At 39.7% G+C, this 12,828-nt stretch carries 12 protein-coding genes and 1 pseudogene; all 13 read left to right on the top strand.

Annotation, left to right across the window (positions count from 1 at the left end; translation table 11 throughout):
- The first annotated feature begins 243 nt into the window (after window positions 1-243).
- Entirely contained in the window at window positions 244-669 is a 426-nt protein-coding gene (locus AACT52_RS00145) for a hypothetical protein (protein WP_073626090.1), read from the top strand.
- A 7-nt stretch (window positions 670-676) separates the two neighbouring features.
- Window positions 677-1,519 carry an ABC transporter permease gene (locus AACT52_RS00140; RefSeq protein ID WP_073626088.1) on the top strand — a complete coding sequence of 281 codons (843 nt, stop codon included), beginning with the start codon at window positions 677-679 and terminating at the stop codon, window positions 1,517-1,519.
- A 197-nt stretch (window positions 1,520-1,716) separates the two neighbouring features.
- Window positions 1,717-2,997, top strand: coding sequence for an ABC transporter ATP-binding protein (locus AACT52_RS00135; RefSeq protein WP_073626086.1), 1,281 nt, complete (start codon window positions 1,717-1,719; stop codon window positions 2,995-2,997).
- Between the two features lie 94 nt (window positions 2,998-3,091).
- Window positions 3,092-4,114, top strand: coding sequence for a polysaccharide pyruvyl transferase family protein (locus AACT52_RS00130; protein ID WP_073626084.1), 1,023 nt, complete (start codon window positions 3,092-3,094; stop codon window positions 4,112-4,114).
- A 68-nt stretch (window positions 4,115-4,182) separates the two neighbouring features.
- Window positions 4,183-5,433 carry a glycosyltransferase family 4 protein gene (locus AACT52_RS00125; RefSeq protein WP_073626082.1) on the top strand — a complete coding sequence of 417 codons (1,251 nt, stop codon included), beginning with the start codon at window positions 4,183-4,185 and terminating at the stop codon, window positions 5,431-5,433.
- A gap of 215 nt (window positions 5,434-5,648) precedes the next feature.
- Window positions 5,649-6,719: a glycosyltransferase family 2 protein gene (locus tag AACT52_RS00120; protein WP_073626080.1), complete on the top strand. Its 1,071-nt coding sequence runs from the start codon at window positions 5,649-5,651 to the stop codon at window positions 6,717-6,719.
- A gap of 94 nt (window positions 6,720-6,813) precedes the next feature.
- Window positions 6,814-6,963 (top strand): annotated as a pseudogene (locus AACT52_RS00110) (ABC transporter permease); the annotation flags it as partial.
- Window positions 6,964-6,974: 11 nt separating this feature from the next.
- A complete protein-coding gene (locus AACT52_RS00105; RefSeq protein WP_073626078.1) occupies window positions 6,975-8,249 on the top strand; it encodes an ABC transporter ATP-binding protein in 1,275 nt (424 codons plus the stop codon).
- A gap of 90 nt (window positions 8,250-8,339) precedes the next feature.
- Window positions 8,340-8,798, top strand: a complete 459-nt coding sequence (locus AACT52_RS00100; protein WP_073626076.1) for a hypothetical protein — start codon at window positions 8,340-8,342, stop codon at window positions 8,796-8,798.
- Window positions 8,795-9,910, top strand: a complete 1,116-nt coding sequence (locus tag AACT52_RS00095) for a DegT/DnrJ/EryC1/StrS family aminotransferase (protein ID WP_073626074.1) — start codon at window positions 8,795-8,797, stop codon at window positions 9,908-9,910. The genes AACT52_RS00100 and AACT52_RS00095 overlap by 4 nt, the downstream gene beginning before the upstream one ends.
- Before the next feature lie 5 nt (window positions 9,911-9,915).
- Window positions 9,916-10,728 carry a methyltransferase, TIGR04325 family gene (locus AACT52_RS00090; RefSeq protein ID WP_073626072.1) on the top strand — a complete coding sequence of 271 codons (813 nt, stop codon included), beginning with the start codon at window positions 9,916-9,918 and terminating at the stop codon, window positions 10,726-10,728.
- On the top strand, window positions 10,728-11,498 hold the full coding sequence (locus AACT52_RS00085) for a class I SAM-dependent DNA methyltransferase (RefSeq protein ID WP_233153746.1): 771 nt from the start codon (window positions 10,728-10,730) through the stop codon (window positions 11,496-11,498). Before AACT52_RS00090 ends, AACT52_RS00085 begins: the two co-directional genes overlap by 1 nt.
- 15 nt (window positions 11,499-11,513) lie before the next feature.
- Entirely contained in the window at window positions 11,514-12,731 is a 1,218-nt protein-coding gene (locus tag AACT52_RS00080; RefSeq protein WP_073626070.1) for a hypothetical protein, read from the top strand.
- The last annotated feature ends 97 nt before the right edge of the window (window positions 12,732-12,828 follow it).

Below are 12,828 nucleotides of genomic sequence, written 5' to 3'. Positions count from 1 at the left end.
GCATTGCTCACCAATATCTCAAATGTCCATCATATATACTTTTGTCGGGAATGCCCACCCTACGATTTGTGGTCTAGTGATTTGAAACGTGCTGTAAAGTGCGTAAGAACTCGTCAAGCGCAAAACATACTTTTTGAAATTAAATATTTCAATCAAAATTGAGGAGTTGGGCTTCGATGGTCTTGTTGATCTCAGTCCCTCCCACCTAACCTTCTTGTTTACTTGTTAATACGGGAGGTCGAATTGCACAGAAGGTGTGACCGAAATCGGAAACGTACAAAACGACGAGCTATTTATTGCCCAGTACATGGGTGCTATCTTGACAGTGTCAGTCAAAAGTATCCGTTGTTTGCAGATAGTGCTGGGCAACTTCAGCAACGAGGGATAGGACGAAAAGACGCCTTAATTTTAATAGCCAGTAAAACTGCAATACCCCTTAATGGTGAATGGTTAGAAGCTTTTTGGTGCAACCAGTGCCAAGAGAAAAAGTGGTATCACGTCCGCAAGCTAGAAAATATCTATAATTTGTCTGTCGCACCACCAGAACTTTGGCAGCAAGCAATGGGAGTGATTCATGTCCAAGGAAACCCTTCCGTGGGAGAGTTTACTCTCAGGCATGCAAGGATGGTTGGATGCCTGAACTACCAGGATTTTATCTTTGTTGGCTAAGCCAGTTATGAGTTATCAAAACACTACCGTCAAGCAAGAGTTCATCATTGAAGCCGGACGCACCGAACAACAATACTGGAAAGACTTATGGCGCTACCGGGAATTATTCTATTTTCTGGCGTGGCGAGACATTCTTGTACGTTACAAGCAGACGGCAATTGGAATGGCTTGGGCGCTGATTCGTCCGTTTTTGACAATGGTGGTGTTCTCAATCGTGTTTGGGCAGTTGGCAAAGTTGCCTTCGCAGGGTGTTCCCTACCCAATTTTGGTATTTACAGCAATGTTACCCTGGCAATTTTTTGCTAATTCCCTGTCTGAATGTAGTAATAGTCTGATCACCAATGCCAACCTGATTTCCAAAGTCTATTTTCCTCGCTTGATTGTACCGACAAGTGCAGTCGTCGTCAGCTTTGTAGATTTTTTGATTTCAGGGATGATTTTACTGGGGTTGATGGCGTGGTACAACTTTGTCCCTACCTGGCGCATTTTGACACTGCCATTATTTATTGGGGTTGCCTTTGCTGCTTCGATAGGAGTAGGACTGTGGTTGGCTTCTTTAAATGTTCAGTACCGGGATTTCCGCTACATTGTGCCGTTTATTGTACAGTTCGGTCTGTATATTTCGCCAGTAGGCTTCAGCAGCAGCGTTGTTCCAGAAAAGTGGCGCTTGCTTTACTCCTTAAACCCGATAGTAGGGGTGATTGATGGCTTCCGTTGGGCGATTTTAGGAGGAGACTCTTATTTGTATCTACCAGGCTTCGTTCTGTCTTTAGGACTGGTCGCCTTACTCTTCTTCAGTGGAATTTGGTATTTCCGCAAGATGGAACGCAAGTTTGCTGATGTGATTTAGGAACTCGCTTAGATGGGTAAATTCAATACAAATCCAGGTAGCGATCTATCGCATTAGTTTTGATTGGTTTATGTATCATCAAAACCCTGTACGAACGCTCGGAACCGAAAGTTCTACAACTTGGCAAAATTAATGACATGAATCAGTAGTCACCTTATTAACCAAGCACAATAACAACAAATAAAAGCCAATAGTAAATGTCTGACACTGTTATCCGAGTTGAAAATTTAGGCAAGAAATACACTCTTGATCACCAGCAGCAAGAGCGGTATACAGCGCTACGAGATGTAATTACTAATACCGCAAAATCTCTGCTGACAAAGCTCAATCCTGTAACTCAAAACTCGAAAAACCGAGCTAAGAATTTTTCTGAGGAGTTTTGGGCATTGAAAGATGTGTCATTTGAGATTAAGCAGGGCGATAGAGTTGGCATTATTGGTCGTAATGGTGCAGGGAAATCCACACTACTGAAGATTCTCAGCCGAATTACAGAACCAACCACAGGACAAATTCGCATTAAGGGTCGAGTTGCCAGTTTATTGGAAGTGGGAACAGGGTTTCATCCAGAGTTGACAGGTAGAGAAAATATCTATCTCAACGGTGCAATTTTGGGGATGAGCAAGGCAGAGATTAAGAAGAAATTTGATGAAATCGTTGCCTTTGCGGAGGTGGAGAAGTTTTTAGATACCCCAGTCAAGCGGTATTCATCAGGAATGTATGTTCGTTTGGCGTTTGCGGTGGCGGCGCATTTAGAGCCAGAAATTTTGATTGTAGATGAAGTGCTGGCAGTAGGAGATGCTCAGTTTCAGAAGAAGTGTTTAGGAAAGATGGAGGAGGTAGGAAAAGAAGGAAGAACGGTTTTATTTGTCAGTCACAATATGGGAGTTGTTCAAACGCTCTGTACGCGTGGAATTTTATTAAGATACGGAACTGTTGTCTCTGACGAAACTGCATATGAAGCAGTCAGTACTTATCTGCAAACTCTTGAAAAATCTGGTTCACAAAACCTTTTAGAAAGAACAGAGCGAAAAGGAAAAGGAGAAATACGTCTTAGTAAAGTCGAGGTTTTTAGTAGTGCAGACTGGACATCGACAACTATAGCAACAGGACGCCCTGCTTATTTCGTCTTTCATGTGACTAAACCACGACCAGGAATGTCATGCATTTTTACTCTCTATGATCAGTACGGGCAGCCAGTGACAAACTTTAATAGTTCTGTCCGTAGCTATCAAGATACTGGCAACCTAGACACAAGTACGAAGTTAGTTTGCGAAATTGATGAGATATTGTTGATTGCTGGCATATACAGAATGAACGTTGCAATTATGAGCAATGGTGAACTACAAGACCATATTGAGGGAGCTTTTAGCTTAGAGGTGGAGGAAGGACCACTCAGAGGACGTCCAGTCATACCAAGCGGATATGGCAGCATTGTTATGCCACATCGGTGGAGTTCACCTGTAGCTGTACCACATTAAGAGAAATATATTGCTGCCACATCGATATCTTTAACTGAATTGTTGACCATAGCAAAACCTCGCAGAAACTCATTATTTACTAATCTAAAAAACCATGAAAATTTGCCTACTTGATCCAGGAATTGAAAACAATCTTGGGGCTCCAAGCTCAAATTTAGGAGATTTAATTATACAGGATGCTGTTGAAAGAGAATTAGATAAAATTTTTGGGATAAAAAATATTACTAAATTTTCAACTCATAGTGCTTTAACAAAACAAGAAATTGAGTTTATTCGTAATGAGTGTTTATTAATCATTGTTGGTGGAACAAATTTGCTTTCATCTAAAATGAATGAATATAGACAGTGGAAAATAGGAATTAAAACAGCATTCCAATTAAAGAAGACTATCCTTTTAGGAGTAGGTTGGTGGCAGTATCAAGATTCTCCAAATTTATATACACGAATTCTTTTACAGACGACTCTATCTAGAAAAGGCATACACTCTGTAAGAGATAGCTATACTAGGGACAAACTTCCGCAAATGGGTATCAAAAATGTCTTAAACACTGGCTGTCCAACTATGTGGCCGTTGGCGGAAATGCACCCTGGACATTTTCCTATTGCTAAATCAGACAATGTACTATTAATGCTGACTGACTATAACAAAAATGTTGAATTAGATAAAAAGTTACTAAAATTATTGTTCTCTAAATATGAAAGAGTCTATTTCTGGCCTCAAGGAAGGTATGACGCAGAATATATATCTGAGCTTAAATCTGCTCTAAATATTCCAGTCATTATACTAGAGGAGTCTCTAGTAGCATTGGATCAGTTTATTAATTCTGGAATCTCTTTTGATTACGTTGGTACCAGACTTCATGGTGGAATAAGGTGTCTTTGCTCTAAGAAGAGGTCTTTAATCTTAGAAATAGATAACCGTGCCAAAGAAATAGCTCGTGATACTCAACTACCAACAATAGACAGAGCAAATTTGGAATATATTAGTCAATGGATTGATGGAAGCTCATCTCCTAAAATAAGGCTAGATTTAACTGCAATCGATAAGTGGAAAAGTCAGTTTTCTCATTTAAGAAAGATAGATAGTCATGTGGAGCATTGTTTGGCAATTCATTAAAAAACGAAACTGGATGACACAGTTTGTAAACCCGAATTCATGTTGATAGAAGCTATCAAGCCAGCACAATGAACGTTTTACATATCAACCAATCTGATATTTCTGGTGGAGCAGCGATCGCCGGCTATCGACTGCATGAAGGTTTGCTGGCTCAAGGCGTTGACTCTCGGTTATTAGTAGGTCAAGTCGAAACCAGTAGCGATCGCGTAGCCTTATTGCAGCGCAATAAACGGATTGAAAAACCGCTCTGGAGTGTAAGTTGGCGTCTTGGCTTTAACTACCTCAACCATATCAATAGCTTTGATATTCCGAAACACAGTTTCTACAAGAATGCAGATATTCTTAACTTTCACAATCTGCATAATGATTACTTCAATTACCTGGCAATTCCAGCATTAACTGAAAACAAACCAGCAGTTTTTACACTTCACGATATGTGGAGTTTTACAGGTCACTGCGCCTATAGCTATGACTGCGATCGCTGGAAAACTGGCTGCGGTCAGTGTCCCTATCCAGAGGCGTACCCCGCTGTTCCTAAAGACAACACTCGTCTGGAGTGGAAGCTGAAAAATTGGGTTTACAGCAAAGCCAATTTAACAATTGTGACACTCAGTCAATGGCTGACTCAACAAGTTAAACAAAGTATTCTTAACCGCTTCCCCATTCATTACATTCCTAATGGGATTGACACAGAAGCATATCAACCTCTTGACCCTGAACAGTGCCGTTCTTTGCTTAGTATTCCAGTAGGCAAAAAGGTTTTGATGTTTGGAGCGGAAAGTCTAACAAATACTCGCAAGGGAGGTGATTTACTACTGAAAGCGTTGCAAAACTTACCCCCATCCCTGAAGGCTGAAACTATGCTTTTAACTATAGGGCGTGGTGGTGAGGCAATTTCTGAGGCAGTGGGGATGACTACCGTAAATCTTGGTTACGTGAGTGGCGATCGCCTAAAATCTATCGCTTATTCTGCTGCTGACTTGTGTATTTTTCCGACTCGCGCCGATAATCTCCCCTTGGTGCTACAAGAGAGCATGGCATGTGGCACTCCAATGGTTTCGTTCAAAATTGGAGGCGTTCCTGATTTAGTCCGTCCAGATGTCACTGGCTACTTAGCTACACCAGAGGATGCTGATGATTTTTGTCATGGGATTATGCAGTTGTTGGAGGATGATAATTTGCGCGATCGCATGAGTCAAAATTGTCGGGCGATCGCTCTTGCTGAATACCCTATAGAACTGCAGGCACAGCGATATATCGAACTCTATCATCAGGTATTGAACAGACAAAGCAGGAGCGAGCAGAAAGTGTCTGCCTAGTAATCTACCACACCAATTTTGAAGGCTTGTAGTGAGGGCTTCAGCCCTTTCCAAAGCACTTTAGTGCTTACTACAAACTCATCAAAATTGCCTTGACAAACTACTAAGAGGATTGTTTTTTTACCCTTAGTCTTCATCAACGTTCTTCAAGTTCTGACTTCAACAACTAAAAAACGTATATAAAAAGTACTCAACATTTAACAAGTTCACCTATTATGCCACTCATCACTAGAACACTCACCTTAGCTGACTTACCCTCACCCCCACCTGGTAAAACTGGTTGGCCCTGGACAGAACAAACTCCTCCCTTATCGCAGCGGATACCTGGTGATTTTGAGTATCCTCGCATCAGCATTGTGACGCCGAATTACAACTATGGTCACTTCCTTGAGGAAACTATCCGTTCAGTGCTGCTTCAAGGTTATCCGAATTTGGAATACATCATTATTGATGCCGGCTCAACTGATAATTCACTCGAAATTATCGAAAAGTATGCACAATGGCTTGCCTACTATGTCAGCGAGAAGGATAGGGGACAGTCAGATGCGATAAACAAAGGTTTTCATAAAGCGACAGGAAAGATTTACGCTTGGCTTAACTCTGATGATATTTTTTGTCCAAACACTCTCCAGGAAGTAGGGCGATTTTGGCGTGACAATCCTTATTGTCATTTCCTTACTGGAGATGGATATTTGATGAATGCTAACGAAGAAGGCTTAGAAAGTTGGAGATATTACGTCAAGGGAGAAAAATATTCATTTCAAGATTTACTTCAATATCATCATGAAAAATATTTACCGCAACCTTCTGTCTTTTTTAGCCAAGATGTTTTCCATCAATTACATGGCTTAGATCTTTCATTATCATACACAATGGACTTAGATTTTTGGCTGCGTACAAGAATGATATACCCGCTTCACTATATACCAAAGTGTTTCTCAGAAATGAGACATCATGATCATGCTAAGACTTGTAAGGATAATGTCATTGCTATGGCAGAAGCCAGGAATGTCCTGAAAAAATATTATCAACATCTTAACCCATTTACCAGGCTTAAAAATAAATTCAGCTTGAGAGTTTTTTATGCTTCAGCTATGCTAAAACATGGAAGATTTGAATATTCAAATGGAAATAGGTTGGAAGCAATAAAATGGTTGATGAAAGCAGTCTTTTTTTGCCCTACCATTATTTGCTTGGCTAGGACTTGGAAATTCATCATTAAACTTATGCTTCCCGAAGAAATGATTAGAGAATTCTTTCTAAGACAAGAAAATTATCAGAGTTAATGCTCAAAGTTGGTGTCGTCGGTGTGGTGTGTCCAAATATCACTGACTACTGGGCGACACTAGAAGATGCTAATGATTTTTGTAATGGGATTGTATTGATGGGTTTCGCTAAGCAATGTTAGGAGGTGAGTCAAGGCTATATGTTCTAAACTTTGCGCTTTCTCTGGCTCTGGCTGTAGTGCTGTTGGCAAGTGGAATCTTGTACTTCCGCAAAATGGAGCGTACTTTTGCAGATGTGATTTAAGTGAATAGCAAATGTCTGATACTGTCATCCGAGTTGAAAATTTAGGCAAAAAATACATTATTGGTCACCAGCAGCAAGAACGCTACACCGCACTACGGGATGTCATTACCAATGGTGCAAAGTCTTTGTTGACAACTCTCAATCCTCTAACTCAAAACTCAAAAAATCAAGCTAAGAACTTTCGTGAAGAGTTTTGGGCGCTCAAGGATGTGTCGTTTGAGATTAAACAGGGCGATAGAGTTGGCATTATCGGGCGTAATGGTGCAGGGAAATCAACATTACTAAAAATTCTTAGTAGAATTACAGAACCAACCACAGGACAAATCGGCATTAAGGGTCGAGTTGCGAGTTTGTTAGAAGTGGGAACAGGGTTTCATCCAGAGTTGACAGGTAGAGAAAATATCTATCTCAATGGTGCAATTCTGGGGATGAGTAAGGCGGAGATTAAGAAGAAATTTGATGAAATTGTTGATTTTGCAGAAGTAGAAAAGTTTTTAGATACGCCAGTGAAGCGCTATTCATCAGGTATGTATGTGCGGTTGGCGTTTGCGGTCGCTGCTCACTTGGAGCCAGAGATTTTGATTGTAGATGAAGTGCTAGCAGTAGGGGATGCCCAGTTTCAAAACAAATGTCTTGGAAAGATCGAGGAGGTGGGGAAGGACGGAAGGACGGTTTTGTTTGTCAGTCATAATATGGCAACTATCAATAGCCTGTGTGAGAAAGTGATTTGGTTGTCTAATGGTAGTGTAAGGATGGAAGGAAGAACAGAACAGATAACCAATCAGTATTTAATTCAAGGTTCTGACCGTTCTGGAGAAGTCGTTATCAGCCATGATAGTTCCAAGAAAATTTTCTGGTTTCAGCGTCTATCTTTACTTGATTGTAAAGGTAACATAACATCAGTTTTTGACGTAAAAAAACCAATTATTATTCAGCTAGAATATTATGCCAGTCAGTCAATAGATTTAGAGATTGCTTTAGATATACGTAGCTCTTCAGGTGTTATAATATTCTCCCTACTCCGGTCAGTATCTATCAACAGTGAATTAACAGCAGGTAATCATATCGCGCAAATCGAACTTCCCGCTTTATTTCTGGTTCCAAGAATGTACAGTATCGATATTGCAGCATATAAAGAGCATACTGGTTTTTTTTCTTACCATCAATCCATAGCCGTTTTTGAAATTGAGGAAACAGGAACTTATCTAGCTAGATATCAAGGTTCAGACTGTGGTTTTTTCTTTGTAAATTTTCCTTGGCAAGAGAGGAATTCTTTGGAATGTTAAAGTTTTTCTGAAAAGGTAGTTTAAAAATAACTTTAGTTATGCTTGATTTTGTAGTTGTCGATAATTGTGTATACTTTTTGAATAAAACTGATGAAATTGAAGAAAATGATAGAACAAATTCTCCATCATAATCAGTTGCTTGCTTTGATTATTTCTCAAAAATTTGACAAACCAGGGATACACTTCTTCACTCCGAACGAACTTTCCCAACAGTTGGCATATATGCATCACCCAACAGGAAAAATCATTCAACCCCATGTTCACAACCCTGTAATCCGTGAAGTGCAATATACGCAAGAGGTTCTATTCATAAGAAAGGGTAAACTGCGTGTAGACTTTTACAACAACCAACAGGATTACCTGGAAAGTCGAATTTTAGAAGGTGGTGATGTCATCCTTTTAGTGACCGGGGGTCATGGCTTTGAGGTGCTGGAAGAAATCGAGATGATTGAAGTCAAGCAAGGACCCTATGTGGGTGAGCAGGACAAAACCCGGTTTACTGGCATCACCGCAGAGCAAGCGAAGATAGTTGAGTTGAGTAAACTATGAACCCGATTCCAGTGAATGAGCCACTGCTAGACGGCAACGAGAAGAGATACTTGTTTGAGTGTATTGAAACTGGTTGGATTTCTTCGGAAGGTCAGTTCGTTAAGCAATTTGAAGAACAGCTTGCTGCCCGTGTAGGACGTAAATATGGCATTGCTGTTAGCAACGGTTCTGTTGCTCTTGATGTCGCAGTTGCAGCATTAGGAATTGGCTCTGGGGATGAAGTGATTCTCCCAACATTTACAATTATTTCTTGTGCGGCTGCAATTGTCCGTGTTGGGGCTGTGCCAGTTGTAGTGGACTGTGATGCTCAAACCTGGAATATGGATGTTAGCCAAATTGAGGCAAAAATTACATCCAGAACTAAAGCTATTATGGTTGTCCACACCTACGGACTACCTGTAGATATGGAACCAGTGCTAACCCTGGCTGGCAAGTACGGACTACACATTATCGAAGACGCAGCTGAAATGCACGGTCAAACTTATAAAGGTAGCCCCTGTGGAAGCTTTGGTACTATCAGTACCTTTAGCTTCTACCCCAACAAACACATCACAACGGGTGAAGGGGGAATGCTGGTTACTAATGATGAAAAGCTGGCAGAGCATTGTCGTAGTTTACGCAATTTGTGCTTTCAGCCTCAAAAACGCTTTATCCATAAAGAATTGGGCTGGAACTTTCGGATGACTAATTTGCAAGCTGCTCTTGGGGTTGCACAGTTAGAACGATTAGAGGAATTTGTGGCTCGCAAACATCACATGGGGCAACGATACACAGAACTTTTAGCTGACATCCCCAGCTTAGAGTTACCAATTCCAAAAACTGACTATGCCGAGAATATTTATTGGGTGTATGGGTTGGTGTTGAAGGATGAAGTTCCCTTTGACGCTGAAGAAGCGATGCGTCGTTTAGCTAAGTATAAAATTGGGACTCGTCCTTTTTTCTGGCCTATGCACGAGCAGCCCGTATTACAAAAAATGGGCTTGTTTGATGGCGTGTCTTACCCTGTTGCAGAAAGAATAGCCCGTCGTGGTTTTTATATTCCTAGCGGGATGGCACTAACAGATGAGCAAATCTGCCGAGTAGCACAAGTCGTCGCGGAGGTATTCAAATGAGGAGAATGATTAAGGCAATTCCCTTTGCAAAGAAAACATATGGGTATTTTCAGAAATTAGAATATCAGCGTCGATTTGCAGGAGACTGCTACGGTTGTTTTCAAGGAGTTTTTGATACCTTTGAACAAGCTATTCAATCAGCACCGAAAACTAAACCTATTGGTTATGACAATGATGAACTAGCTCAAGAATATAAGGAGATGGCAGAGTTAGGAGATTGGGAACACAGCAAACGTACAATCGCTTGTTATGATTATCCAGTCTTATTCTGGCTAAACTCTATCTTCACAGATCATCCTGTAAATACTATTTTTGACTTTGGTGGAAATGTAGGAATTCACTTTTATACGTATAAAAAATACGTTATTTTTGAGAAAGTGAAATGGATTGTTTGTGAGTTGCCAGAAATAGTTAAGGCTGGTGAGGAACTAGCCAAAAAACGTCAAGAGAAAGATTTATTATTTACTACATCTTTTACAAATGCTAGTCATACAGATATATTAATAGCTTCTGGTTCTGTTCAATATATTGATAATTTTTCTAAAGAAATAGAACAACTGCCGAAAAAACCTACACACATTCTCATTAATCGCTTACCTATATATAGTGGCAAACAATTTGTGACTTTACAAAACGGTGGCAAGGTTTTCTATCCTCAATATGTATTCAATAAAACAGAATTTATAGAGAGCTTTAATGATGTTGGCTATAAATTGATTGATATTTGGGAAGATAAGGTAGATCGCTGCTTCATTCCCTTTTACCCAAAAAACTCAGTCTCTTGTTATCACGGTATTTATTTCAAGTTAACGTCTTGATGACTATGAATGTATTTGGCAACTACGCCCGCTATTACGATTTGCTCTATCGCGATAAGGACTACGTGGGAGAAGCACAATTCATTCATCGGTTAATTCAAACCTATGCACCGGATGCAGAGAATATCCTGGAACTAGGTTGCGGTACGGGGAACCACGCAGTTCTACTAGCAAAGGAGCGATACCAAATTCATGGGGTGGATTTTAGCTATCAAATGTTGCAAAAAGCAAGCGATCGCCTTTCCCAATTCCCTACAGAACTAGCATCAAGATTAGAGTTTTCCCAAGGGGATATCCGAACAGTTCGGCTGGACAAGCAATATGATGCTGTCATCTCGCTTTTTCACGTGATTAGCTATCAGACTACCAATGAGGATTTACAGGCTGCATTTGCCACAGTCAAAGCTCATCTCAAGCCTGGTGGTGTATTCATTTTCGACTGCTGGTATGGATCTGCGGTTTTGAGCGATCGCCCCACGGTTCGTATCAAGCGCTTGGAGGATGACGAAATTAGCGTCACTAGGATTGCTGAGCCAGTTATGCATCCGAATGACAATCTCGTGGATGTTAACTATCAAGTCTTTATCAAAGATAAAAACACTGGTGCAGTTGAGGAACTTCAGGAAACTCATCAGATGCGTTATCTGTTTAAGCCCGAAGTAGATTTGCTGGTAACACCACAGTTTGAGTCTCTTGAATGTCGTGAGTGGATGAGCGAGCAAAAGCCAGGCTTCAGCACTTGGAGTGTTTATTTTGTAGTTCGTGCATAAAAAGACGTAAAAATCATGAACAAGTCCTGTTCTATATTTTTCTACGAAGGTTATGTTGATGTTGCACCAACAATTATTAATCTGGCAAAGTCTCTCAGTAATTGTGGTTATTGTGTCACTATCTATGCTAAAGAAAACGAATGTTCTAAACCACGAGAAATAGGTAAACAAATAGAGATAGTTTACTTCAAAAACGCATCTCATTTTTATATATTATGTATTTTAATGAAAACTCTCAATCAAATCAGGTTAAGCTCTCTAGTTACAGTTATAGAAACCGTTTTATTTTTATTTCAATGCTTATTTCATATATTATTTAATTATACAAAAATAAAAAATGATATTAGTATAGGTATTGATACATATGGTTCTATCACAGCTTTAATAAAATCTTTATTAACAAGACAAAAATTTATTTATCTTTCTTTAGAATTGACTCATCCAAAACACTTTAGGAGGTTTTCTAAAGTTATCAAAGTACTTGAGGGTTTAGCATATAGGAACTCAGAAGGCATAATTGTCCAGGATCGAGATAGATTTGAAACTCTTTGCAACTACAATAACTATCAGCATCCGAAAGTATTCTATTTACCAAACGCAGCAAGTACATCTGATTCCGTAATTCAATTAGAAACATCTGAGAATTATTTTAGAAAGATGTTTCATTTGAGTATTGAAGATTTTCCATATATTATTATTCAAGCTGGCATGATTAGCGATTTGATGTTATCACAATTATTGGCTCAAGCTTTTGCACCTATTAAAGGATGTGCTCTGATATTTCATGAAAGAGTTAAGAGAGAAATAGATGATCCCTACATACGGAGATTACAAGAGATTAACTCAACCAACCTATTTTTCTCACTATCTCCATTACCTTATGAACAAATTGATAAAATCTATGCCTCTGCAACCATAGGCTTGGCTTTCTACACAGATATTGATAATAATTTTTCTCAAATTGCAATGGCATCTGGGAAATTATCCCATTACTTGAAGCATGGTAAACCTGTATTAGTGAACAATTTGGAATCTCTATCAAGATTAGTGGATAAATACCAAATTGGTGTGGTAATACAAGAACCATCAAATTCTTTGGAAATGGAACTAGCTATCCAAAAAATTATGGATAACTATGAATTTTACAGCAAAAATTCAAAGATTTGCTTCGAGGAAGAGTTCGACTTTGCCAAGAAAGTTCAGCCTGTATTATCTTTGATGGCGGATTTGTAATTTTTATTATGCAGTTGTTGAAAGATGAGAGATTGCGCGCAGTGCAGCCCCTAAAGGGCGATCAATTCTTGTGGGGTAGGCATTCTGCCTGCCCAAA

Source organism: Scytonema sp. HK-05 (assembly GCF_963872035.1).
Taxonomy (GTDB): domain Bacteria; phylum Cyanobacteriota; class Cyanobacteriia; order Cyanobacteriales; family Nostocaceae; genus Kalymmatonema.
Note: the sequence above shows the minus strand (reverse complement) of the source record. Positions and strands in the feature narration are given on the sequence as shown.

Bases quoted from the DNA above. Each gene is read 5' to 3' on its own strand.
- AACT52_RS00080 (WP_073626070.1), top strand. From the start codon at position 11,514: ATGAACAAGTCCTGTTCTATATTTTTCTACGAAGGTTATGTTGATGTT.
- AACT52_RS00140 (WP_073626088.1), top strand. From the start codon at position 677: ATGAGTTATCAAAACACTACCGTCAAGCAAGAGTTCATCATTGAAGCC.
- AACT52_RS00135 (WP_073626086.1), top strand. From the start codon at position 1,717: ATGTCTGACACTGTTATCCGAGTTGAAAATTTAGGCAAGAAATACACT.
- AACT52_RS00090 (WP_073626072.1), top strand. From the start codon at position 9,916: ATGATTAAGGCAATTCCCTTTGCAAAGAAAACATATGGGTATTTTCAG.
- AACT52_RS00100 (WP_073626076.1), top strand. From the start codon at position 8,340: ATGAAATTGAAGAAAATGATAGAACAAATTCTCCATCATAATCAGTTG.
- AACT52_RS00095 (WP_073626074.1), top strand. From the start codon at position 8,795: ATGAACCCGATTCCAGTGAATGAGCCACTGCTAGACGGCAACGAGAAG.
- AACT52_RS00125 (WP_073626082.1), top strand. From the start codon at position 4,183: ATGAACGTTTTACATATCAACCAATCTGATATTTCTGGTGGAGCAGCG.
- AACT52_RS00105 (WP_073626078.1), top strand. From the start codon at position 6,975: ATGTCTGATACTGTCATCCGAGTTGAAAATTTAGGCAAAAAATACATT.
- AACT52_RS00130 (WP_073626084.1), top strand. From the start codon at position 3,092: ATGAAAATTTGCCTACTTGATCCAGGAATTGAAAACAATCTTGGGGCT.
- AACT52_RS00085 (WP_233153746.1), top strand. From the start codon at position 10,728: ATGACTATGAATGTATTTGGCAACTACGCCCGCTATTACGATTTGCTC.
- AACT52_RS00120 (WP_073626080.1), top strand. From the start codon at position 5,649: ATGCCACTCATCACTAGAACACTCACCTTAGCTGACTTACCCTCACCC.